Source organism: Carboxylicivirga linearis (assembly GCF_018271995.1).
GTDB lineage: Bacteria > Bacteroidota > Bacteroidia > Bacteroidales > Marinilabiliaceae > Carboxylicivirga > Carboxylicivirga linearis.
The window spans coordinates 87,485-112,095 of record NZ_JAGUCO010000002.1 but is presented as its reverse complement, the minus strand read 5'-3'; the positions used below and the strand labels follow the sequence as shown (position 1 = coordinate 112,095).

The 24,611-nt window shown below is 36.9% G+C and carries 18 protein-coding genes; 5 read left to right on the top strand and 13 right to left on the bottom strand.

Translation table 11 applies throughout. The annotated features are described in order from the left end of the window. Positions 1 to 39: 39 nt before the first annotated feature. The 10 genes from KEM10_RS03815 to KEM10_RS03770 all read right to left on the bottom strand — a co-directional run bounded on the left by KEM10_RS03815 (position 40) and on the right by KEM10_RS03770 (position 14,295). Positions 40 to 1,602, bottom strand: a complete 1,563-nt coding sequence (locus tag KEM10_RS03815; RefSeq protein WP_212213723.1) for a M81 family metallopeptidase — start codon at positions 1,600 to 1,602, stop codon at positions 40 to 42. Between the two features lie 164 nt (positions 1,603 to 1,766). Continuing rightward, on the bottom strand, positions 1,767 to 3,011 hold the full coding sequence (locus tag KEM10_RS03810) for a hypothetical protein (RefSeq protein WP_212213722.1): 1,245 nt from the start codon (positions 3,009 to 3,011) through the stop codon (positions 1,767 to 1,769). 115 nt (positions 3,012 to 3,126) lie between these two features. Continuing rightward, positions 3,127 to 3,945, bottom strand: coding sequence for a prolipoprotein diacylglyceryl transferase (gene lgt, locus KEM10_RS03805; RefSeq protein WP_212213721.1), 819 nt, complete (start codon positions 3,943 to 3,945; stop codon positions 3,127 to 3,129). A 100-nt stretch (positions 3,946 to 4,045) separates the two neighbouring features. Continuing rightward, the gene (secA, locus tag KEM10_RS03800) at positions 4,046 to 7,357 is read right to left on the bottom strand and encodes a preprotein translocase subunit SecA (RefSeq protein ID WP_212213720.1); all 3,312 of its coding nucleotides are present in this window, start codon (positions 7,355 to 7,357) and stop codon (positions 4,046 to 4,048) included. A 78-nt stretch (positions 7,358 to 7,435) separates the two neighbouring features. Then, positions 7,436 to 7,882, bottom strand: a complete 447-nt coding sequence (locus tag KEM10_RS03795) for a hypothetical protein (protein ID WP_212213719.1) — start codon at positions 7,880 to 7,882, stop codon at positions 7,436 to 7,438. Positions 7,883 to 8,052: 170 nt separating this feature from the next. Continuing rightward, positions 8,053 to 8,715, bottom strand: a complete 663-nt coding sequence (locus KEM10_RS03790; protein ID WP_212213718.1) for a rhomboid family intramembrane serine protease — start codon at positions 8,713 to 8,715, stop codon at positions 8,053 to 8,055. Between the two features lie 227 nt (positions 8,716 to 8,942). Continuing rightward, entirely contained in the window at positions 8,943 to 9,974 is a 1,032-nt protein-coding gene (locus KEM10_RS03785) for a threonine aldolase family protein (protein ID WP_244825541.1), read from the bottom strand. After that, on the bottom strand, positions 9,971 to 10,843 hold the full coding sequence (locus KEM10_RS03780; protein ID WP_212213717.1) for a hypothetical protein: 873 nt from the start codon (positions 10,841 to 10,843) through the stop codon (positions 9,971 to 9,973). The genes KEM10_RS03785 and KEM10_RS03780 overlap by 4 nt, the downstream gene beginning before the upstream one ends. Positions 10,844 to 10,875: 32 nt before the next feature. Further along, positions 10,876 to 11,982, bottom strand: a complete 1,107-nt coding sequence (locus KEM10_RS03775) for a universal stress protein (RefSeq protein WP_212213715.1) — start codon at positions 11,980 to 11,982, stop codon at positions 10,876 to 10,878. A 105-nt stretch (positions 11,983 to 12,087) separates the two neighbouring features. After that, positions 12,088 to 14,295 (bottom strand): RelA/SpoT family protein, encoded by a 2,208-nt coding sequence (locus KEM10_RS03770; RefSeq protein ID WP_212213714.1) that lies wholly within the window; start codon positions 14,293 to 14,295, stop codon positions 12,088 to 12,090. Between the two features lie 158 nt (positions 14,296 to 14,453). Here KEM10_RS03770 and KEM10_RS03765 point away from each other — a divergent pair, with 158 nt between their 5' ends. The 4 genes from KEM10_RS03765 to rplS all read left to right on the top strand — a co-directional run bounded on the left by KEM10_RS03765 (position 14,454) and on the right by rplS (position 15,939). Next, positions 14,454 to 14,741, top strand: coding sequence for a YtxH domain-containing protein (locus KEM10_RS03765; protein ID WP_212213712.1), 288 nt, complete (start codon positions 14,454 to 14,456; stop codon positions 14,739 to 14,741). A gap of 89 nt (positions 14,742 to 14,830) precedes the next feature. Further along, the gene (locus KEM10_RS03760) at positions 14,831 to 15,196 is read left to right on the top strand and encodes a phage holin family protein (protein WP_212213710.1); all 366 of its coding nucleotides are present in this window, start codon (positions 14,831 to 14,833) and stop codon (positions 15,194 to 15,196) included. Continuing rightward, positions 15,186 to 15,458: a hypothetical protein gene (locus KEM10_RS03755; protein ID WP_212213708.1), complete on the top strand. Its 273-nt coding sequence runs from the start codon at positions 15,186 to 15,188 to the stop codon at positions 15,456 to 15,458. The genes KEM10_RS03760 and KEM10_RS03755 overlap by 11 nt, the downstream gene beginning before the upstream one ends. A gap of 133 nt (positions 15,459 to 15,591) precedes the next feature. After that, complete coding sequence (gene rplS / locus KEM10_RS03750) at positions 15,592 to 15,939, top strand: 50S ribosomal protein L19 (protein ID WP_212213706.1); 348 nt, start codon at positions 15,592 to 15,594, stop codon at positions 15,937 to 15,939. A 76-nt stretch (positions 15,940 to 16,015) separates the two neighbouring features. Here rplS and KEM10_RS03745 read toward each other — a convergent pair whose 3' ends face one another. Then, complete coding sequence (locus KEM10_RS03745) at positions 16,016 to 18,205, bottom strand: glycosyltransferase (protein ID WP_212213704.1); 2,190 nt, start codon at positions 18,203 to 18,205, stop codon at positions 16,016 to 16,018. A 127-nt stretch (positions 18,206 to 18,332) separates the two neighbouring features. After that, the gene (locus KEM10_RS03740; RefSeq protein ID WP_212213702.1) at positions 18,333 to 20,840 is read right to left on the bottom strand and encodes an AsmA family protein; all 2,508 of its coding nucleotides are present in this window, start codon (positions 20,838 to 20,840) and stop codon (positions 18,333 to 18,335) included. Positions 20,841 to 21,005: 165 nt separating this feature from the next. Here KEM10_RS03740 and KEM10_RS03735 point away from each other — a divergent pair, with 165 nt between their 5' ends. Then, positions 21,006 to 22,583: a dipeptidase gene (locus KEM10_RS03735; RefSeq protein WP_244825539.1), complete on the top strand. Its 1,578-nt coding sequence runs from the start codon at positions 21,006 to 21,008 to the stop codon at positions 22,581 to 22,583. A 59-nt stretch (positions 22,584 to 22,642) separates the two neighbouring features. On the opposite strand, the gene KEM10_RS03730 is transcribed toward KEM10_RS03735, so the two are convergent. Then, positions 22,643 to 24,454, bottom strand: coding sequence for a PAS domain-containing sensor histidine kinase (locus tag KEM10_RS03730; protein WP_212213696.1), 1,812 nt, complete (start codon positions 24,452 to 24,454; stop codon positions 22,643 to 22,645). Between the last annotated feature and the right edge of the window lie 157 nt (positions 24,455 to 24,611).

Sequence of the window (24,611 nt, the reverse complement as noted above, 5' to 3'; positions counted from 1 at the left end):
CAAGATACCAATACAGAACCGTTCCCTACCATGAATATTTTATTTCTCAGAACCCGAAACAGGCACTAGCTGTGCACTTAAATCCGGATCATCCATATCTTTATCCAACGGATACATTGGACGATGAATACGCTTGTGCCCCAAACGTTCTAGATCCTGATCCACACCACCGGGTGTTAAGGCCATAATCCAATCGCCACGCATATTGTATAATTCCGGCACTAAATACCCAATTTTAACAACCACAATATCTGCTTCGCGTGGATACAATCCCAGGTTAGTAAAGTCTTTTTCGTAATGATAGGGTTTACGTCGACCTGTTACAATAACATCAACACTACCTACACGAACAACCACTTCTACATCGGCATTTTTATCGCCTTCAACAATCTTTTTAATGGTTCCTTTTAATCGCACCGGCGGTGCATAACGACTATCCACTTTAGCTCCGGCTACAGCATCAATCTTTCCACCTTCTCCAATTTTAAGCGCTTTAGCAACAAAGTCAGGTCCGGGAATGGAAGCATAAATCAAGTGAGGTCCATTTGCTTTTTTAAATTCGGGCCGTTTTAATATTTCCGTTAATGTCCAGGTTACATCCCCTGCTCCACCGGCTGTTGGATTATCACCAGTATCACTTATGACGAACGGTTTCTTTTGACTTTTTACAGCCATATCCAAACTTTCTTCTAAAGTTGCAACAGGTGCCACAAACTCAAACTGATCACGCACATCCCAAAATGCTTTGGCTAAAAACTCAGCTCCCTCGCTTACTTTTTGCTTATCATCGCCCGTAACCATCACATAAGCACGATTCCGAGGCTCATCAGCCCAGGCATATCCTACCCAGATAGCAGCGTCAATAACACAATCCTGATCAGCAATAGATGGAACTTTAGCATACAAACTTTTACCTGGTTCAATTCGTGTACTTGTTTTCTCTCCAGGTAATAAGATGGGTACAGGTATCCATGCTTTGTAAGCCGGCTTACCTTTTCCACTTTCCAAACGATCCAATAGATGTACCAAGGCTCTTTTCTTCGATTCCAATGCATCTTCGTGGGGCGCCATACGATAACACGTCATTAAATCGGTATTTTCTGCTAATCGCCAAGATACATTTCCATGTAAATCCATCGAAGTAGAAATAATACAATCGTATCCTACCACTTCTCGGACTTTTTCAATAAAATCACCTTCCGGATCATCCAGACCAACCACACTCATGGCTCCATGTATATCAAAGAAAAGTCCATCATAAGGAAGATTCTGCTTAAGAAGCGTTAGTGTTTCGTTTACCAATGTATCATACGTTTCGCGCGTAACAATACCACCCGGAATAGCATGCCCGCGCAATGTTGGAAAATACTCAGCTCGTTTACGTGTTGCCGAATCTGCATCCATAAACGGATAATACGAATAAATATCTTCGCCTCGTCGCGTTCTAAAAGCTTTTACATCGGACTGTGCCGGTGAAAAGGTACTTGATTCAATTGCCAATCCGGCAATAGCTACGCGCGGTAATTTCTTGTCGGCTTTATTGGAAACACCACAGCTTGCCAATAATGCCACAAGGAATAAACCAATCCCTGTTTTCTTCATTTTAAACTATTTTATATATGTAATACTTAAGGTTCCGATTAAGGATCTTTCAACGATGCGGAGTAGGAAGCTGTGTTTTGATTGACTTGAGATGCTAAAATACAAAAAATGGCCGAAGTCATTATAACTCCGACCAAAAGAATATGAAGATCTTAATCTAAAATTCAATTAAAAGTATAGGCTACATTTAAAGCGAAACCATCTCTACCAAACCTTAATACCTCATTAATATTGCTTGATTTTGTTTGTTCATATTGCATCTCAAGAATCAAGTATTTATTACTAATTGGAATAGAACATCCAATTTTTACAATAGGGCCTAACTGAAAAGAAGGAATAGATTGATCAAACGCTTGATAAAACTCATTTAGTTTAAAATCTTTGTTTTGAGAAACAACATACACCATTGATAATCCAGCGCTGATATAGGGTTTAACCGCTCCTTTTGATAAATAATAGTTGGCCAGCAATGGTAATTTAAGCATATGAGCACCCATATCTACATTCAACTCTTTTACCTGATTATTAATAATTGAATTTTGGTCGCTTAGCATATAAAAAACATCATGATAATGAAGTTGAATATTCCTATCTGTTGCTTTGCTTATATTGTAAGATGATAGTTTTTGATATTGTAAGTCTGCTTCCAGAAAGAAGTTATCGGTAGTGGCAAATACATTTTCAATTATTAATTTGATTCCGGCACTATAACTAAGTTGATTATCGGTTTTGGTATATCCTCCAAAATCAAGTTTATTTATTTCGCCACCAACCATAGCAGCCCATCTTACTTTTGCTTTATTAGGAGCCTTTTTGTAGATAATACAAACTTCATCGTTACAAGCTATATCATGGTATTGTTTAACCAAATTGGTTAGCGATTTAGAGGTTAATCGGGTATTATTTATTTCCGATTCCATATTGGCATCTCTAAATAAATACCGTAATATTCCAATATATTCTTTCGCATCAACCTGATAAGTTACATCAAATGAATCCCTATATGTTCTGGTAGTATTTTTCAACTCATAAAAAACACCCTCTTTTTCGATAAAATATCTGTTTAAATGATCTTTATAATAATACAAACTCACCTTACTTTCAGTAAGATATTCAACAAATACTGGTTTATCCGGATTAATAGCTTCTATTTGTTTTGAAACATAGTATTTGCCATTTTGATAACGATACCCATAAATTTCATCGGGATGAAATTGTTGAGCTTCTGAATTTTCATCACTCCTAAAATAGCACTTCCGCGTATCTAACTTACTATTCCAGTTTTCAAGAAAACCATTAAGTGTATCTGTTTCGGATAGGAGAACAAATCCTTTTTTCCAATCATTTTGAGCAACAGAGCTCAAACAAATAAAGAACCATAATAATGGTAGAACAACATTTCTTTTCATTAGGTAAGATTAATAATTAGTGAATTACAATTAACATTATTGCAACTCATCGAAAACATAAAAAAGCCGAAGTCATTACAACCCCGGCCCTAAAGTAAAAACAATATATCTTAGTTTATTTTTTCTTTACTGCATTATAGATAAAGTAAACTCCCGCTAATACAAACGGAATACTTAACCACTGCCCCATATTTAAGGCCATATCTTGTTCAAATTCTTCTTGATTGTTCTTTACAAACTCAATAAAGAAACGTGATGCAAAGATGCCTATCAAAAAGATACCGAAAATCAAGCCTTGCTTTTCTTTTGCTTTTGTTTTCCAATAGGTAAAGAATACAATTACAAAGGTGGCCAGATAGCAAAGTGCCTCATAAATCTGCGTAGGATGTGATGGCGCAGAATAAATTGGTTCCGCTCCATTTGTCCATGCATGCATATTGGTTATAAACTGAAAGGCCCACGGAACATCCGTTGCATGACCATAGATCTCAGAGTTCATCAGGTTACCCAGGCGAATAAACATGGCTGCCAGTGCAACTGGTATAACCAAACGATCCAACGTCCAGATCATGCTTTTCTTGGTAACTTTCTTTGAATAAAAATACAAAGCAACCAAAATACCTATGGCTCCACCATGGCTGGCTAAACCTCCTTCCCAGATTTTGATAATATCGCCTAAATTCTGCGAATAGTAATCCCAACCGTAGAAAAAAACATGTCCCAGTCGTGCACCTACAATGGTAGCAATTACCACATACATAAAAAGCTTCTCTAACCAGTCTTCATTGATATTCTCCGACTTAAACATCTTTTCCAGTATGTAATAGCCCAACATAAATGCAATGGCAAAACACAAACCGTAATATCGCACATGTAAAAAACCCAAGCTGAAAATCTCAGGATCAACGTTCCAATGAATATAGTTTAGTATCATATTTATATTTTCAAGATTTTAGTATCAAGTATAAAGATTTTAGTATCAAGACCATCTTTGTGAGATCTTGATACATATGTCTTTTATCCTGATACTAATTTTACGCTTCGTTTTTACCGTGACACTGTTTGTATTTCTTACCACTTCCGCATGGGCAAGGCTCATTACGTCCCACCTTCTTCTCAACTCTAACAGGTTCAATCTTCTCAGGTTTCTTAGGTGCTCCCTGACCGTTTCCTCCGCCTCCGCGTGAGAATTCGTCTTTACGAGTTTGCATTTTACTATAATCCTGACGCTTGCGCTCCTGCGCTTCGTGAACACCATCGGCATTCTGAATAGGAATATGTCCTTTAGCCAATAACGAAACAACCGATTTATTATTACGCCCAATCATTGCCTTAAACAGGTTAAACGATTCGAACTTATAAATCAATAACGGATCTTTTTGCTCGTAGCTGGCGTTTTGTACAGCCGTGCGCAAATCATCCAACTCACGTAAATGCTCTTTCCAGGCATCATCGATAGTTACCAACATAGATGCTTTTTCGAATGAGCGAACCAGTTCTTTTGATTCTGTTTCGTAAGCCTTTTTCAGATTTGTGGTAATCTGATAAACTTTTTGTCCATCACTGATTGGCACCACAATGTTTTTATACATTTCTGATTTTGTCTCGTAAACATCTTTGATTACTGGATGAGCCTGCTTGGCAATCATTTCGCTCTTACGCATGTAAGCATCCCACATCTTATTAAAAAGTTCATCCGACAAATCATCTGTTTTTCCTTTCAGGAAGTCTTCTTCTGAAAATGGTGGCTGAGCAGAGAATACACGAAGCATTTCCATCTTCATTCCTTCGTAATCACCGTTCTCGTGATATTCTGCAACGATATCAGCACAAGTATCTAACATCATATTTGAAATATCAACCTGTATACGCTCACCATATAAAGCGTGTTTACGTTTAGTGTAGATAACTTCACGTTGCGAGTTCATCACATCATCATACTCCAATAATCGCTTACGAATACCAAAGTTGTTTTCTTCCACTTTCTTCTGAGCACGCTCGATTGATTTGGTGATCATGCTATGCTGAATCATCTCGCCATCTTCCAAACCAAGACGGTCCATATATTTTACAATTCGGTCTGATCCGAATAAACGCATCAAATCATCTTCCAACGAAACAAAGAATTGTGAAGAACCCGGATCTCCCTGACGACCGGCACGACCACGCAACTGACGATCGACACGACGAGATTCGTGACGCTCGGTACCCACAATGGCCAAACCGCCTGCATCTTTTACTTCTTTGGTTAATTTGATATCGGTACCACGACCGGCCATGTTGGTGGCAATGGTTACAATACCTGCCTGACCTGCATCAGCCACGATTTCAGCCTCACGCTGGTGCATTTTCGCATTCAGTACATTGTGCTTAATACCACGCATCTTTAAGGCACGGCTTAACAACTCCGAAATCTCAACCGATGTGGTACCCACCAATACCGGACGTCCGTCGTTAACTAACTTAACAACTTCTTCAATTACGGCATTGTATTTTTCACGTTTTGTTTTGTAAACAATATCTTCACGGTCATCACGTTGAATAGGACGATTGGTAGGAATTACCACCACATCCAATTCGTAGATGTCCCAAAGCTCGCCTGCTTCCGTTTCTGCAGTACCTGTCATACCCGACAGCTTGTGATACATACGGAAGTAGTTCTGTAAAGTGATGGTTGCATAGGTTTGTGTTGCCGCCTCAACCGTTACACGCTCTTTAGCTTCGATAGCCTGGTGTAAGCCATCAGAGTAACGACGACCTTCCATAATACGACCTGTTTGCTCATCCACAATTTTTACCTTGCTGTCCATCACAACATACTCTACATCTTTTTCGAATAAAGTATAGGCTTTTAACAACTGGTTGATGGTATGAACACGTTCCGACTTAATGGAGAAGTTCTGAAGAATCTCATCCTTTTTAGTCGTTTTTTCTTCCTCAGGAAGATCTGATTTTTCTAACGCTGCAATATCTGAACCTACATCCGGCAATACAAAGAATTCAGGATCTTCGGATGAACCGGTAATCATATCCAGACCTTTTTCCGTAAGCTCTATCGAATTGTTTTTCTCATCAATAACAAAAAATAAAGGATCGGTTACTATATGCATGTTTTTATTGTTCTCCTGCATATAGTAATTTTCGGTTTTCAGCATACCAGCCTTGATACCCTGCTCACTCAAAAACTTGATTATAGCCTTATTCTTAGGCAATCCTTTGAAAGCACGTAATAATAGTAACGAGCCTTCTTCAACCTCTTTTTTGTCTGATGATTTCAGTTTTTGCTTAGCCTCAGCTAAAACATGCGTAACCAGTTTCTTTTGAGCATCTACAACCTGCTCAATTCTTGGTTTTAACTCTCCAAACAACTGATCATCACCCTTAGGCACAGGACCTGAGATAATCAGCGGAGTACGGGCATCATCAATCAGTACCGAGTCAACCTCATCGACAATGGCATAATGATGCACGCGCTGTACCAAATCATCAGGCGAGATTGCCATGTTATCGCGCAAATAATCGAAACCAAACTCGTTGTTGGTACCAAAGGTGATATCTGCCTTGTAAGCTGCACGACGCTCTGATGAATTCGGACGGTGCTTATCGATGCAATCAACCGATAAACCGTGGAATTGATAGATAGGACCCATCCACTCCGAGTCACGTTTTGCCAGGTAGTCGTTAACGGTTACCACATGTACACCACGGCCTGCTAATGCATTCAGGAACACAGGCAACGTAGCCACCAATGTTTTACCTTCACCCGTTGCCATCTCAGCAATTTTACCGTTATGCAATACCACACCACCAATTAGCTGCACATCGTAGTGCACCATGTCCCAGGTGATTTCGTTACCTCCTGCCAGCCATGAGTTAAAATAAGTAGCTTTATCGCCGTTAATCTCAACAAAATCTTTACTGGCAGCCAAATCGCGGTCGAAATCGTTGGCTGTTACTTCAATGGTCTCGTTTTCTTTTAAACGACGAGCTGTATCTTTTACAATAGAAAAGGCGGTTGGCAAGGCTTCTTTTAAGGCATCTTCCAACTTCACTAAGATATCCTTCTCTATCTTATCAATTTCGTTATATATTTTTTCGCGCTCCGAAACAGCAATCTTTCCTTCTTCAATCTGTTTCTTGTAATCAGCTATTTTATCTTCATCAGCTTTGATAGCGCCTTGAATCTGAGCTTTCAGTTCTTGTGATTTCTGACGTAACTCATCATGAGTTAACTTCTCAATTTGTGGATACACCTCTTTGATTTGCTTCACAATCGGTGCCACTTCTTTCATATCTCTGTCTGACTTATTACCCATAATCTTAGACAGAAACTTAGCTATTGCCATTTGTATAGTATTTAATTGTTTTTTGAAATAAAATAATGAATCATATGGCGCTCAAACATAGCTTGAGCACAAAGGAAGTTATGCACCAGGGCCTGCACGTACAGGACGAATTGCATCGTATACCAAAAGTTGAGAATGATGATTTACATCTTTAAATTCAATTGGTTGATAACAAACTTGCTGCTGTGCATAACAAACAGAAGCTGTAATCAATTGATTTGTCGGTAATTTTTTCTTTACTGATAATACCTCAAGGATGAAGTTTTGTACCTCGGGCAATTGATATAAAACGGATGTTTGATTCAGATTAGAAGTAACCTCCAAAGCCATCTCCCACTCAATACCTTCTTCAACCGAAGATGGATTGATCTGATGAATCTGATCTAGTATGATTTCCCGAACATCATAAAATGCCTGCGTGCGACTCTCCTGCCCTTCGGCATCGGTCACGTATGCAGCTGTAAGCATCATGGTAACGCTTAGCAGCCTCAGATAATTTATTTCTATGTTTGATCGGTTTATCATTCCGTTTTTAAAAGCCGTGTAAAGATGCAAAAAAGATTTTGATTGAAGCAAATTATAAGGTGCCTTATCTATTAAATAATTATTTCATCCGATGATCTCCATTCAGAGTTACTAAGGAACGGTTGTTTATTTACATCTCGTAAATAAATAACCGTTCCCAGTCAACCTTATCATGAATCCAATTCCTTATTTTTCTCTTCCACTTCCCAAAACGGATATTCATATTCCTCTTCGGGCCATTCTTTAATAACTCGCTGCGGTCCCTGCTTACGATAAATAACTGCTAAAGCCGCTCCAGCAACCGATCCCCATAAGTGCGACTCCCACGAGTAAGGTACATTCATTTGTAATGGAAAGATACCCCATATCATGCTGCCATACAAAAACACAACCATCAACGAAATAGCCATTAAAGGAATGTAACGTCGTAAAAAGCCACTGGCAAATAGAAAAGCTGCCAAACCGTAAATCACTCCGCTGGCGCCAATGTGCCATGCATCGCGCGCTCCCATCCATACCCATAAGCCCGTCATCAGATAGATATAAATAAACACCTTAACAGAAATTCCACGATAGAAATAAAACAGTGACACCCCCAAAACAAACAGCGGAACTGCATTGGCAAAAAAGTGATCCCAATCGGAATGAATCAACGGAGCCAATAATATACCAGGTAAACCTTCGAGAGAAAGTGGCCTTACGCCCCACTCCACAAAGCTAAAGCCTTCGAGAGTTTCAATCAGTTTTAAGCTAAAGGTGATGATCAGAAAGAATAGTGGAATAACCAAAGCCGTCTTTAGTTTCTTCAGTTCTATATCTGATGGTTTGGTCATATGTTTGATTTTAGTATGAATAGCTTTCCGTAACTGATCAATTATTAAACCAAACATAAAGATAAGCCAGAATGGCAAGAAATGGGATGTTTTAATGACAATTTGGCTAGGAAAAAGCTAATAGCTATTAACAAAAAAGGAACGATTCTTTATTTGCATAATAGCGATAGAGAACCATTCCTTATTGCATTTTTTAAAGGCTAACAGCCAGAAGCCAGTAGCTTTTTCTAACCCACTTCTCTCTTCAACACTTCTAAAAACCCTTCAATATCTTCTTCCTGCGTATCAAACGAAGTCATCCAGCGTACTTCCGAGCGATTTTCGTCCCACACATAAAAGAAATATTCCTGCTGCAGCTTTTCAATCGAATCGTTGGGTACAATGGCAAAGATTCCATTTGAATCGACAGGCTGAGTCAGCTGAACATTTTTGAGTTGTTTTATGCCTTCTTCCAGCTTTTTTGCCATTTTATTGGAATGCAATGCATTCTCCCGCCACAAATCATCGGTTAATAAAGCTTCGAACTGAGCAGCAGTATATCGCATCTTCGAATGCAGCTGTGTACTTTGTTTACGAATGTATTTAACGTTTTCGGCCAGTTTAGCATTGGCAAAAACTACCGCTTCGCCAAACATCAAACCGTTTTTAGTTCCGCCAAAAGAAAGCACATCCACTCCTGCTTTGAATGTAATATCAGCCATAGAGCAATTAAGGGCAGCCGCTGCATTTGCTAAACGGGCTCCATCCATATGCAAATACAGTCCCAGGCCATGCACATAATCAGCTATTTCTTTTACCTCATCAATAGTATAAACAGTGCCTAATTCAGTAGCCTGTGTTATTGAAATTAACTTTGGTTGTGCATGATGTTCAAACCCGAAACCATGCATGTATTGTTTAATTTGCTCAACCGTAACTTTTCCGTTATTAGTTTCAATAGGCAGCAATTTACAACCCGATAATTTCTCCGGAGCTCCACATTCATCCACATTAATATGAGCCGTGCAGGCACACACCACGGCATTAAACGAGTTTGTTAATGCCTGAATGGATATTACATTAGCCCCTGTTCCGTTATACACAAAAAAGGTTTCCACCTCATCACCGAAAACCTTTTTAAATAATAGTTGTGTTCTTTCTGTTATTATATCACCTCCATAACCAATTGCATGTCCTTCGTTGGCCTTTAACAAAGCCTCCATTATTTTTGGATGAACACTTGCATTGTTGTCACTGGCAAATCCTCTAATGTGTTTCATTTATTCTTTTTATCTAAACTTTGGGTTGCTAACAAATTTTCATACGCCTCAAAAGAAATACACCGATAACCTAAATCGGCCTGATCAATAAAGTAGAATACTCCTCCCCAGTCGTGATGAACGGCTAAATATATTTTTCTAATATTTCCAGTCATAAAGATAGTTCTTTCAACAGTACGACCATCCAATTCAAAAATTTCATCGGTTCTACCTTGTGGATACCTCTCTTTTAACGGCGGTAAGTCAATGGTTGACTTTTCTTCTTTCTTATCAATAGTCTGTGATGGTTGCTTTACTATCTCTTCTTTTTTAACAAGCACTATTTCTTGTTTTGGATAATCTCTTTTATCTTTGCGAACCACTGTTTTTTTCTCCGGCTTTTTTTTCTTTTGACGCATTTTATCAATACGATACTTCACTTTCAGAGAGTAATCACGATCATCGGCAAAATCTGACAATGTTTTATCAAACTTTATTTTAGCAACCGGTTGATTAAAAAACACAGTATCTACTCCTTCAAATGTTTTAAAGAGGCGAACTGGGAGATAGTAAGGCTGAATAGTTTCGAAATGAACTTCATCAGGTATAATAGTTGAAAACTCTATGATCTTAGAAACATATCCAGGTTTAGAAAAATTAAACAGATAGGTTTTATTGGCTTCTAAATAAGTCTCAAAATTGCCAATGGGAGTTAATTTCAACTCTTTCTTAGAGCCATTACATTCTATTGCAACAGATACATCATCATAATCTGAACCGACCTCAACGATTCGACCTTCAACTTTGTATTGTGCTTTAACTGTATGCAGTCCCCAAATGATAAGAATAAATAAAAAGCCGGTTTTTGCGCCGGCTCTTAAACTCTTCATACGGCATCAATTTGCCTCTAAAAATAATAAAATCAATCATTAAAAACCAATAGCAATGTATTAGAGTGGAATAACATTTTTTTGGCAATATTGGGATTGAATAATTTACTTATCAGACTTCTTCTTTTTCTTGTAAATGAAAGGACATCAATATTTTTTTCCTGCACATAACTTTCCAGAGCTATATATAAATCCTCATGTTCAATTAAATCGCAATCTACTTTGCTTTCGCCATAAATCTTTTTAAAATGCTCTTTTAAGCCTTTTAGCCTCACATCGTCCCATTTTAAATCTTCTTTTGAGCTAACATGACCACAGACAACATTCATCTCCAAAGGTTTTGCAATTTTTTCCAGTATTTTAATTGCCTTGAAGTCACCATCCATAAAATCGGTAGCATATAAAATATTCTTTAGCTGATCTATCCCTTTGTACTCAAAATTTTCGGGCACTGCTAAAACAGGTACTTTAGCTCTTTCCACCACTTCGGCCGTAACACTACCAATCAGATCCACCACTTTCTTATCTCTTCCTCTTGTACCCATTACAATAACCAATGGCTTATATACCTTACTGTAGCTGATTATTTCTTCTTCAGCCACACCTTTAACCAACTCTGTTTTAATGGTTAGTTTTTTATCACCCAACTTTTCATTTTCCTGATCTAACCATTCCTGCATCTCTTTCATTCCAACCCTAGCCTTATCTTCCAAATCAGAAGCTAAATCTTCCAGATTCATTTCATAGGCAAAAGTATCGGAGAAAGGCATTGTGCTTAATATTGGATTGAAATAAGTATGTAGTATCGTTAGTTCAGCCCCCAGCACAGCAGCCCAATCCAAAGCTATTTTAGCGGCCTTCTTTGAATATTCTGAAAAATCGACCGGCAATAAGATACGTGGAGGAACATTTTCGCGTTCAGGTAATTTAAACTCTTCCTGCATCATACTTTCCAATACTTTCAAGGCTCCTTCAAGGCTCTCCTCAGGCACTCTAACTTTTACACCTGATGAAATGGCTCCCTGAATAAGGTTTGCATTTTCAAGAAAGCATTCAATATCTTCCGATTCAAGAAGCGACTTAAGAATATGAGCCCTTTCGAAAGACAGTACAGCTAATGTGATGATTTTTCCTTCCATTGTGGCATATTTAATAGGTTAGACCTTAAACATTCAAAATTCATCTCTTAAGAGAGACTTTGTATAAAAGGTAAGCCTTTAGAAGGAAAAAATCAAGCTTGTACACTATGAAGCACCAATCCTTGATACAGAATGCACCCCTTTTACATTCTTCACCTTCTTAACTAGAAGATTAAGACTTTCGATATTATCCACAAAAATGGTTAATGTACCCTCAAAAGTACCTTCATGAGAATCGATGGCTAATGAACGAATTTTAACCTTAGGCTCTTTTGATATAACCTGAGAAATATTTGTTACAATACCAATATCATCATTTCCAATTATTTTAAGTGTTGCCTGATAAACACTATCTGCAGCGCTTGTCCATTCTGCTCTTACTACCCGATAACCAAACTTGGTTTTCATATCGTAGGCATTTGGGCAGGTATGACGATGAATTCGAATTCCTCCGGATGAGGCCACGAAACCAAAGATATCATCACCAAATATAGGATTACAGCATTTAGCCAATTTATAATCTACATTAGTCAGGTTACGGTCAATCATCAACACATCATCATCGGGCAAATCCTCTTCTTCAGCCACAAAGTTTTTTGCACTTCGTTCCCGATCATCTTCCTGCTCCTTCTTATCCTCTTTTTCAAGAAACTCTTTGATGCGAACTAAATCCAACTCTTCCATGGCTATAGCACGCATAAAATCGTGATTGGTTTTAAAGCCAAAGAACTTCACCAATTGATTCAAAAGCTGATCTGTCAGTTCATGCTTCCAGTTCTTTAATCGGCGGATCAGCATTTCACGGCCCAGCTCAGCCTCTTTATATTGCATCTCACGCAGCGACTGCTTCAGCTTGCTTTTTGCTTTAGAGGTAACCACAATATTCAACCAGTCTTTTTTAGGTTCCTGAGTACTGCTGGTCATTATCTCAACATGATCACCATTCTTTAAAACATGCTTAATAGGAACATTTTTATTGCCAATTCTTCCCCCAACACATTTCTTACCCACTTCTGAGTGAATCTCAAATGCAAAATCCAATACAGTTGCACCTTTCTTCAAACGACGTAAATCGCCTTTAGGAGTAAAAACAAATACCTCTTCGTCGTATAAATCGAGTTTAAAATCTTCAATAAAATCAATGGCATTCAATTCCGGGTTTTCCAATATTTCACGAACATTGGCCAACCACTCATCCATACCCTTTTCTCCTTTAACCCCTTTGTACTTCCAGTGCGCAGCCAGTCCTTTCTCAGCCACCTCATTCATTCGCTCCGTTCTGATCTGCACTTCCACCCATTTATTTTCAGGTCCCAGCACAGTTGTATGCAACGACTCGTAACCATTTGACTTAGGAACTGATATCCAATCGCGTAAACGACTTGGGTTAGGTTGATACTTATCTGTAACAACCGAATAAACCTGCCAGCATTCTGCTTTTTCATTCTTGGGTTCACTATCCAGAATTACGCGAATAGCAAATAAATCAAATACCTGCTCAAATTCTGTTTCCTGGTTCTTAATCTTATTCCAGATAGAATGAATGGTTTTCGTACGGCCTTTTATTTCAAACTTCAGCCCTAAATCTGATAATTCTTCTTTTAAAGGTTTTATAAATGAATAGATATATTGATCACGATCTCGTTTTGTTTCATTTAGTTTTTTAGCAATAAAGCTGTACATCTCACGATTGGTAAACTTCATTACTAAATCTTCCATCTCTGATTTAACAGCATATAAGCCCAAACGATGCGCCATTGGGGCATATAAATACCCAACTTCACTACTAATACGTTGCTGATCCTCGCGACTATATAAATTAAGGTTTCGCATTAACCGTAAGCGATCGGCCAGAATAATTAAGACCACCCTGATATCTTGAGCAAAAGTCAACATCAGCTTCCGGAAGTTCTCATTTTGAATAGAAGTGTTTTTAGCATACAATTCTGCAACCTTAACCATACCCGTTGTAATGGTTGCCACTTGTTCATCAAAATTACTCCTTACCTCCTCTTCTGTAATCTCTTTTTGCAGAACTGGTTGATATAACAAAGCACATATAACGGCTGTACGCCCCAAACCAATTTCTTTGGCAAGAAGAAGAGCAACTTCAAGTGATTCTATCAGATATAGTTCATTTGCATTATTTCTACTTAATTGTTTTTCTTCATTCACAAGGACATTTAATGCTTTACGTATTAAACGTGCATCCTGCGTATGCCTGAACGAAGAAGTTGCCCGTAACAACTCTTTATACAAATTCAGAATTTGCTCTCTCTCACTCTTCTCGATGATATTACTGGTTGGTTTCATTACTTTAAATGATACTTAGTGGTTAATGGTGCGTAAAGGTACAATTTATCGTGTTTGATTTTTACATTAAAGCGCTATTTTAAAGGATCAATTTGTTTGACATACTCAGGAAGAATGATTATATTATATTCATTATTAATCCATAAATATTAAACACCATGAAAAATACAGGATTATTTCTAGGAGGCTTATTTACAGGAGCGGCTTTAGGTGCCTCAATTGCGTTACTTTATGCTCCACAAAAGGGTTCTGAAACTCGCGATCAGTTAAAAACAAAACTGAAAGAAATGGAAGCTGAGTTAGAAACTCTACGAAACAAAATTAAAGTAAAAGGCGGTGAATTAAAGGATGAAATGAAAAAGAAAATGCATGACCTTGAAAACCGCATTGAAACTTTAATTAAGGAATACAAAAATACATTGGAACCAACTCATGGAGCAAATTAAATTTTCAGCCGTCAAATCACTATGTACACTTTTAACCTAAGAATCCCGGATATGAATTACTCCGGGGTTCTTTCTTACAACACACATCTATGAAAGAACAACTGAGCGATGAAATAAAAGAGGCAAAAGACGATTTTGAGGAATACGTCAAAGCCCAAATCGACCTGATAAAACTTCATTCAGCCGAAAGCATTTCCCGCTTTTTTTCAGGTTTATTAATCAAAATGGTATTATTCTACCTTTTCTTTTTTGTTCTGTTATTTGGTTCTTTAGCTATAGCCTTTTGGCTCAATAAATTACTTAACAGCGAAGGATTAGGTTTTGTTATTGTTGCTGCTTTCTATTTAGTAATAGGACTTGTCTTTATGGCTGTTCGAAAGAAAATGGTTGAAAAACCAGTGATTCAATCAGTAATTCAATTATTCTTTCCAAATTACATTGATTATGACGAATAATACCAATAATAAATACCGACATATTGAATCTTTTGAAGATTTTGAAGCAGAAAAAATGAAACTTTACTATCAGGTAAAGTTCAGTGAGAAAAAACTGCAACTAAAATACTTAGAATTAACCATGTTACTTAGCCCGGCTAAGCTGATTCCGTTATTGGTTTCTGAATGGTTAAGTCCAATTATGGCTTTTATAAAGAATTTTATCGGACAGTTTTTTCATCGAAAAAGAACAACGGAGTCAGATATTAAAGAAGATGAGTGAAATTTTACCTGCAATTGTTTCATTAATTGATTATAATACACTATTTTTGCAGCCGATTTCACGTAATCTCTTACTGAACGAGGGAGTCATGTAATATTGCGTGGGAAAGTTTCATCCTATAAAAAACGGAAAAATGGATTTGATTAAAGTAGCTGAAGCAGCTTTTGAAACTGGCGTTGAAATGCCAAACTTCGGCCCTGGTGATAACATCGCGGTATCTTACAAGATTAAGGAAGGTAACAAGGAACGTATCCAGATTTTCAAAGGCGTTGTAATTCAGATTAAAGGAGAAGGTAAAAACAGAAGATTTACTGTTAGAAAAATGTCTAACAACGTGGGTGTTGAAAGAATTTTTCCATTTAACTCTCCATTCATTGAGAAAGTTGAATTATTGCGTCAGGGTAAAGTACGTAGAGCTAAATTATTTTACTTACGCGGTCTTACCGGTAAGAAAGCTCGTATCAAAGAGAAAAGAAGCTAAGCCATTATATAACAATGGTGAAAATAAAAACCGGCTATTGGCCGGTTTTTTTTTATGTCTGTACTCTTGATTAACCTTATTTATCTTCCAATTCCCTGAAGAAAGCGTCCATAAAAGTAAAGTGCGATAACCAATACGAACATGTACTATCAGTTCCTTTATGCGGGTTAACTCCTCTTTGACCTAAAGCCTGATAACAACCTCCTTCTTTTTGATCATACACCGACTTTCTTAAGTTATTTTCTCCCAAATACCACAAATGCGTTTTTGATAACTGACTTAAATAAAGTGGTTCTCGTGTAATCCGATAAAGCTTTGCATAACATGCCACCATCATAAAAGCTTCATCTGAAGATTGCTCATTATTACCTCTTACAATCTTTACATCCTCTTTTTTGTAGCCTTGAATAGCAGGATTAAAAACACCATCAATAAACAATAGTCTCTCAATAAATCTGCAAGTTCTTCGGGATGCTGATAAATACCTGTTATCACCTGTAACATTGTGAGCATAAGCTAATGCCAATGGCACCAATCCATATTTATTACTTAACCTCTCTTCATACCACTGCCATTTTATACCTATCTCATCAGGAATTAACTTCAGAATAGAATTGGCATACCTTTTCACCTTTTCAATTAATTCTTCATCCGGAAAACCACCTTCTAACACATGGGAAATACCAATAATCATGGCTGCTTTTGAAAGAACTTCCTTAGGCTCATCTTTCTGATTTATCAATTTATTAAAAAGAGAATAAGCTACATCTCTAATTTCTGCCGACTTGCTCCTTTTGAACAAACTCCCTAAAGACCATACAGCTCTTGCTTCTCCAAACTTACAGAAACCTTCTTTTTTTGCTCTATTAAACTCCATTCCCTTACTCCAGCTACCGTCCTCATTCTCCATATATTTAATAAAAGATAAACTTCCTTTTAATATTTCGTCTTCAACACCACCTTCAGTAGCCATAGCAAGCACCTGAACCCCCATAGCATTTTCTCGCAATGAATATCCTTTATTATAATCTACAATATCATTAAAGCAACTGGATAACAATGCCGTACCATCATACATCTTAAGTAAATGATTAGGAGTCCATTCTGGTAATAACTCAGGTAAAATCACTCTTTTCTTTGGTGGATCAACCGTTGTCTCTCCACTAACCGAAGTCTCAATAATTTTTAAAAGTCGAGTACCAACATTCTCCCATGAAAATTGTGAACCAAATAAAGCTGTCATTTCTTTATAAGTCGACCTCTCAGATTTACTACGCATGGTATTAACTACCAATTGCGCTAACTCTGATGATGATTTAAAAGCAAAGAACTGCCCCCTATCATCTTCCAGAAATGATTTAGCAAACCATGTGGGAGTTGATAAAATAACACTTCCAGCCCCAACTGCTAATGACAAAGCATCGTTTGAAAGTTTTTGCTCATTAATATCGGCATTTACATATATTTCAGCTTCTTTAATCATCCGCACGAGCTCTTCATCGGATAAGGAACGATCATCGAAAATAACTTTATCAAAAACTCCCCTTGATTTAGCCTGCATCTGCAACGATTTTCGATACTCTTCTCCATGTATTTCCTTTTCTACATGACTGGTAACACCCTGAATTACATATACAAAATCTGGATAGTGATTAAGAATGGCCGGTAAAGCATTAATAACTGTTTCATAACCATTTTCAGGTTTTAAATATCCTGTTGAAAGAAGAACCTTCTTCCCTTTGATATTCAAATCATTAAACTTTGATAATTTCTCATCATCAAAAATAGCCGGAACTCCATATTCCAATCTAATTAATTGATCGGGATTTACCTTGTAAAAATGCTCCATAAAATCGATGGATAACTGACTCTTAACAAAAACTTTTAAAGACCTTGATGCCAAGGATAGCACCACTGATCGCTCGTTATGAGATGGATCATTAATAACTGAATGACAAAAAGTTAATAAAGGAATATTCAACTTATTAACGAAGCCCAGAATATAACGAGAATCATACCCATAATAAGCATTGGAATGATACTGCAATAAACAAACATCAGCCGATTCGTTTACAGTACGGGCTAAACTAGTGAAATGCTCAAATGTGGTAGCTTCATTTCTACCATCATCGCATTTATATTTATGAATTTCAATTACTTTAATTTCATTACCAACCTGCATGCGCAGAGCATCGGCCATTAAATAAGTATGATTAGCAATAGCTTCATTCACCTCTTTTGAAGGACTTACAATAACTATTCTCATAGAATCGATTATAAAACGAATTAGTTAAAACACCTTGTTTTCAATAATTATAAAATTACGGATTTTACCCTTAATAAAAACAAAAGGGCCACATATTTGCAGCCCTTTTGATATATGGTTATTTTCTTTACTTAAATATATTCTTTAACTTCTTAGTTATATCTTCAACCTTCTTTTGAGTATCCGGATCCTCTAATAGCTTTTTCACTGCCTTTTCAGCTTCTTTCTCCAGTTCCTTACCAACTTCCTTTTGAGCTTTTTCAAGGTTTAACGAAAGCTGTGGATCTTTAACCGTTCCTTTAACAATCACATCAACCAAGAGATCTTCGCCTGAAGTAGGCAGACTAAATCCCATTAATCCAGCCATATTAGCAACTTCGGCTCGAGCCACGGGCATGGTTATTCTATAATCTATTGATTGATCAACACCTTGCTTACCTTCCACTTCAATGGTCTTGCCATAAATTTTAGTGGTAAAAGGCTCAACTATAATATTTCCTTTGTCTATTTTAAATTTAATATTGAAGTCTTCCGCCTTCATTACTTTATACCTATCATCACGAACCAGAGCTGCAATCCCATTCTGTATTTTTGAACCGGAAACCTGAACTCCTTCCGATTTTATATTACCTCCTCCATCAATACTTGATATAACAGGCATAAAATCCTGTGCTAAAACACTGTAATATTCAAATTTAGGTGAAACCATGCCGGCTGCATTTTTTGCAATAGGCATCATCGAATCAACCACACTAAATGAATTAGCAGCTTTGTTGATATCAATATTACTACCCACAAAAGCAAAATCAACAAAGGGACGATTCAAATCAGCTGTATTGTATTGACCATTCACATTCAAACTTCCACCCAGCGTATTCATGTCCAAGTCATCCAATACCACTGCTCCTTCTTTAATCACAATTTTACCTTTAGCATTTCTAACATCAAGTTTATCATACTTTAGTAACTTAATATTTGAAGTTAGAATTAAATCAAGATTCTTAGGCACTTCAATTATTTGCAACCCACTTGTATCTTCTACTGCCACCAAACTATCTTCTGCTGGTTCATACAAAAACTCATTAGTATTAATATAACCGGAAGAATGCCCTAACTTTCCTTTTAATACACCATCGCTCATAGCATAGGACAAGTAATTCTCTAACTTACCTTTTAACGAAAAATCACTTTGCCCAATTTTGGAATCAAAAGATTTCAACTCCATATATTCTGGGGTAAATTCCATTAATGCTTCTTTAATTTCAACCTGATAAGGTAATTCATTATCGCTATAACTAAAGCCCGACATAGATAAATTACCGTTTGACTGAATTTCATCATATCGTCCTTCCTCAATCAAAGCATTATTCCCGTCTAATGTCATATGTGCTTCAATTAATCCACTCATACTAACACTATCCATAGGAATAGCATCTTCCAATGATGCCAGATCAATTTTACCATTAACCAAACCTTTAAAAGTTAAGTTACTCACCGGAGTTGTAATTAACAAAGAAGCGTCAAAAGGATTACCACCCAACTCAAAGTGAAATTTCTCCAGATCAGTTACCGTATTATCTGCTTCACCACCAGGGTTCGTTACATTAAGTGCTACATTAATATTATCAATAGACTTTGGAAGATCGGGATATTGTATCATTCCTTTATTTACAGCTAAGTTTAAATTAAAAGAGGGTAAATGATCCTCATCAATATAATCGCCTTTAACCGTTCCATTAAGAATTAATTCACCATCAGTTTTAAGATTTTCAAAATCCTTTAAATATACCTCGGGAACAAGTGCTAATAGGGATTTAAAGTCGGTATTTTTTGTACCTAAAGAGAGATCGATACTATACATATTCTCCGAAACACCAACTGAACCATCCAATTGAAGTGCCATCTTATTTATCCTAAGCTCATTCTCCATAAGAGCAAAAACCATCTTTTCTAAATCAGCACTTATAGTACCATCCAATCCCAGTTTGGTGCTATTTAAATATTTAATACCATCATAGCTCACCGTAACTCCTTCAATTTCTGTCACTACATCAATATTGGTAACAACATCAGACATATCACCAGAAAGATTCATATCAAATCCTTCAACCTCACTGACAAGTCCCATTGTATTATCGACAAAACGAACAGATGCATCTTTTACCTGAAAAGAGTTTAATAAAACTTTAAAGCTCCCACCATCACTATTCTCATCTTTTTCTTCCACTACTTCGCCATCACTTTCTTTCAGAATATTCCAATTAGCAGTTGAATCAGCTAAAACAATTGCATTCACCTTCATCTGATCCAATAAAATTGACTTCACTTCCACTTCACCCGAAATAGCACTCCAAACATCCACCTTCACCGACAGTTCCTTAAACGACAACAAAGTATCTTTATCAAAAGGTTGAATACCTGTCACCTTCAATCCATTTAATCCAATATACATATTTGGAAACCCCTTCAAAAAAGAAAGCGATAAAGATTCATAATCAACCTTGGCATTTACCTGTTTATTAATTTCTGTTTTAACAAATCCCTCTATTTTACCTTTAAATACCATAGGTAGTATTAAAAGCAACAGGAATAACCCAAGTATAATTCCAAATGTAATTTTCAGTAATCGACTCATATTATAAATAATTATTTTATATCTGTTTGCAATCATTCAAATTTATAAAAACCAAACGTTTTGATGGTATATTATATTTTAAAAGCCGTAAAAAGATGTTGTACCATGAACATTTTTTATTTTTGTTTTCTTGATTGAAATCTTAAACTCATAAAACAAATGTATATGCAAGCTAAAATAGCCTTACTATCATTGTTTATTATTCACCAGTTAACCTGTTCATCACAAATCAAAGGCGATTGGGAAGCAGGCGTACCGGAAGGTTGCACAACCATTACTGTGGGTAAAAATGCTACTTACGATGGCTCTGTAATGACTTCACATACCGATGACAGCCACAGAACACGGTCGTGGGTTAATATTGTACCGGAAGAGAGACACGGAAGAAGAGATAAAGTAACAATGTATAAGCGTGAGAATGATGACTCACGAAAAATGCCGGCTTATAAACATACAGAAGTTGGAAAGATACCTCAGGTTAGAGAAACCTATGGCTATATTAACTCTGCCTACCCCTGTATGAACACCAAACAATTAGCTATTGGAGAATCCACCTTTGGGGGAAGGGAAAGTTTAGTATCTGATAAAGGCTTGATAGACTGTCAGCGTCTTATAAAATTAATGCTGGAAAGATGCTCAACCGCCCGCGAGGCCATAAAAATGTCAGGTGAACTAACTAAAAAATATGGCTATAGCGATTATGGGGAATGTCTTACTATTGCTGATAAAAAAGAAGTATGGCATCTGGAAATCGTTGGTCCCGGTACAAATAATGTGGGATCAATTTGGGTTGCTCAGCGGGTGCCTGATAACCATATTAGTGTAAATGCCAATGCAGCACGTATTCAGGAGATTGACACTACCAATACCGATTATTTTATGTATTCGGATAATATATTTGATATGGCTCGTGATAGTGCCTGGTATAATCCCGATGAGCCATTCAGGTTTGCTGACGCATACGCACCCGAAGGTAGAGAATCAATGGCCGCTACCAGACGCGAATGGAGAGTGTTAAGTTTAGCTGCTCCTTCTTTAAAACTTGACCCTGAAGCCAGAGATTTTCCTTTTTCAGTAAAGCCAGATAGCAAAATTTCCTTAGAGAAAATGGTTGAGATGTTTAAGGATTATTACGAAGGCACACCCTACGACATGGTTGGTCATCTAAAAAAGGTAACAGAAGATGGTGATACTATCCCACACCCTTATGCCAATCCATTTATGCCATACGATAAATATGATTTACATGATATCAGCGGTGGCTGGGGCAAACTAGGCGAAAGAACTATAGCCAGATGGTATACCATGTACGGAACAATTACACAAAGTCGTGATTGGTTGCCAGATGAAATCGGAGGAATAGTTTGGTTTGCACAAGATAATATTGCTACATCGGTATACATTCCTATTTACTGTAGTGTAACTGATTTACCGGAATCATACAAAACACCTGGTCGAAACGGATTCAATCGCAACTCAGCATGGTGGGCATTTAATAGAATGAGTACTTTGGCTGCTTTACGATGGAATGATGCCAGACATGATGTGGATAAAGTATTATTGCCGTTGCAGAAAGAAATCTTTTCAAAACAAACCGAAACAGAGCGAAAAGCCATGAGCATGAACTCAAAACAAACCAAGGCTTATCTAACCAGATATACAATTGATTGGGGAAATAAAGTAGTTAGTAAAGCCTGGCAGATTGGCGATGATTTGTGGACTAAATACGATGAGAAATTTTAAATAGATATTACCTATATAGAATAAGCTGCGGTTTAGATTAATCTGAATCGCAGTTTTTTTTATGACTTGGGGAGGTATACTTTAAATACCGTTCCCACTCCTACCTCACTCTCAACCTCTATTTTACCGCCATTTTTCTCAATTAATTCACGCGATAAATTAAGACCAATTCCGGTTCCTTTTTCCTGAGCAGTTCCTGATGTGGCCATAAATTCACCAATATCAAAAAGCGTATCTAACTTTTTAGCATTAATTCCAACCCCTGTATCTCTTATTGAAACAATCTCATATTTGCCATTAGAGAAACAAGAACAATTTACTTGCCCTGCGGCATTCGTAAATTTAATACCATTATGAATCAGATTTCGAATCACAAAACGCATCATCTCCATGTCAGCATCAATAATAACATCATTACCAATATTATTTACCAGTTCCACACCTTTTTCATTTGCCTGAATAGCAAAACTATCAAACGCTTCGTGTATTAATGATGATAAAGTCAAATGCTGCTTTGCTACTACCATATGACCTAACTGCGACTTGGCCCATACCAACAAATCATCCAGCAACTTATAAACATTTTCGCTGGCAGATAGTATTCTTTCAACATACTCCTTTATCTGATCTTTGCTGTAATGATCCATATTATTCTTCAGCAAATTAGAGAAACCCAGGATGATATTAAAAGGATTTTTTACATCATGCGCTATAATCGAGAAAAGCTTGTCTTTTGTATTATTTAGTCGCTTCAGATGATCTTCGGTTTGCTTAACAGTGGTTATATCCATCGACACCGATTGAAACTCAAATATTTTATTATTCGAATCCAACAAGGCCCTATCTAATCGATGCATCCATCTGATTGAACCATCTTTTAACACAACTCGTAAATCTATTTCACTAAAAGGATATTCCGGTGTAAGCTTTTTAATACTACTCCATACTTTATCCCTTTCCTCTTCTGGTATATGGTTCAAAAAACTGGTTCCAACCAATTCACTTTGTTCAGCATCAAAAAATTTGCAGTATTGATTATTAACATACCGCAGAGTACCTTCTTCATCAAACCTACTAATTAATGCAGGCGAATCCTCAACCACTCTAAAATACCTTTCTTCACTGGTTTCCAATGCCTTAATAGAAGACAAATAGTGACTCACATCATAGAAGAAAATACAGACGTAATCTTTCCCAAAGGGAAAAGATCTGAATCGAAGATATTTACCTATATCATTTAAATGTGTCTCGAACGAAAACTTACGATCGGTCATTATTTTTAACCGATCGAGGGTAACCACTTCTTCAGGTAAAAAATCTTTGATAGTTAACCCAACCAAGCCCAATTTATCAGTTATTCTTCCGGCTGAAGGGTTGGCTTTAATAATAAGAAAATCATCAAGTGTATTAGCTGATGAGTAGATAGGTTCTACAATGGCAATTCCAATGGGTGAGTTTGAAAATAACTCTTCAAGGAAATAATGATCTTTCTCAAGCTGATCGGCTATGGCCCTCTCATTTGTTACATCTTCTTTTACAGCCAAGAAGTAAGTAATTTTTCCATCGTCATTTTTAACAGGACTAATATTGGCCTTCTCCCAAATGTAATCACCTTGCTTGGTTCTGTTTCGAAAGACACCTTCCCAACTCTCACCATTTCGTATTGTATTCCATAAATCTTTATAGAATTGTTTATCGTGATAACCTGTGTTAAATATCCTAGGGTTTTTCCCAAGCGCTTCTTCCTTTGTATAACCATATCGCTTTTCAAACGCTCTATTTACATACAAAATGGTCCCATAATAATCAGTAAGAACAATAATTCTTGCAGACTGGTCCAACGCATTCTTTAACTCACCCGTTATCCCCATATACCTCTTCTCGATTTGGATTACCTAACCAGATAAAAAATACCGCATCAAAACCATCTATGAAAATTTGGTATTCAAACGAGTACTTTCCCTTTCTTAATCAAGTATTACAACAATAATAAATAAGTTTGAAAGTGGCAAGTTTAAAATGATAAGA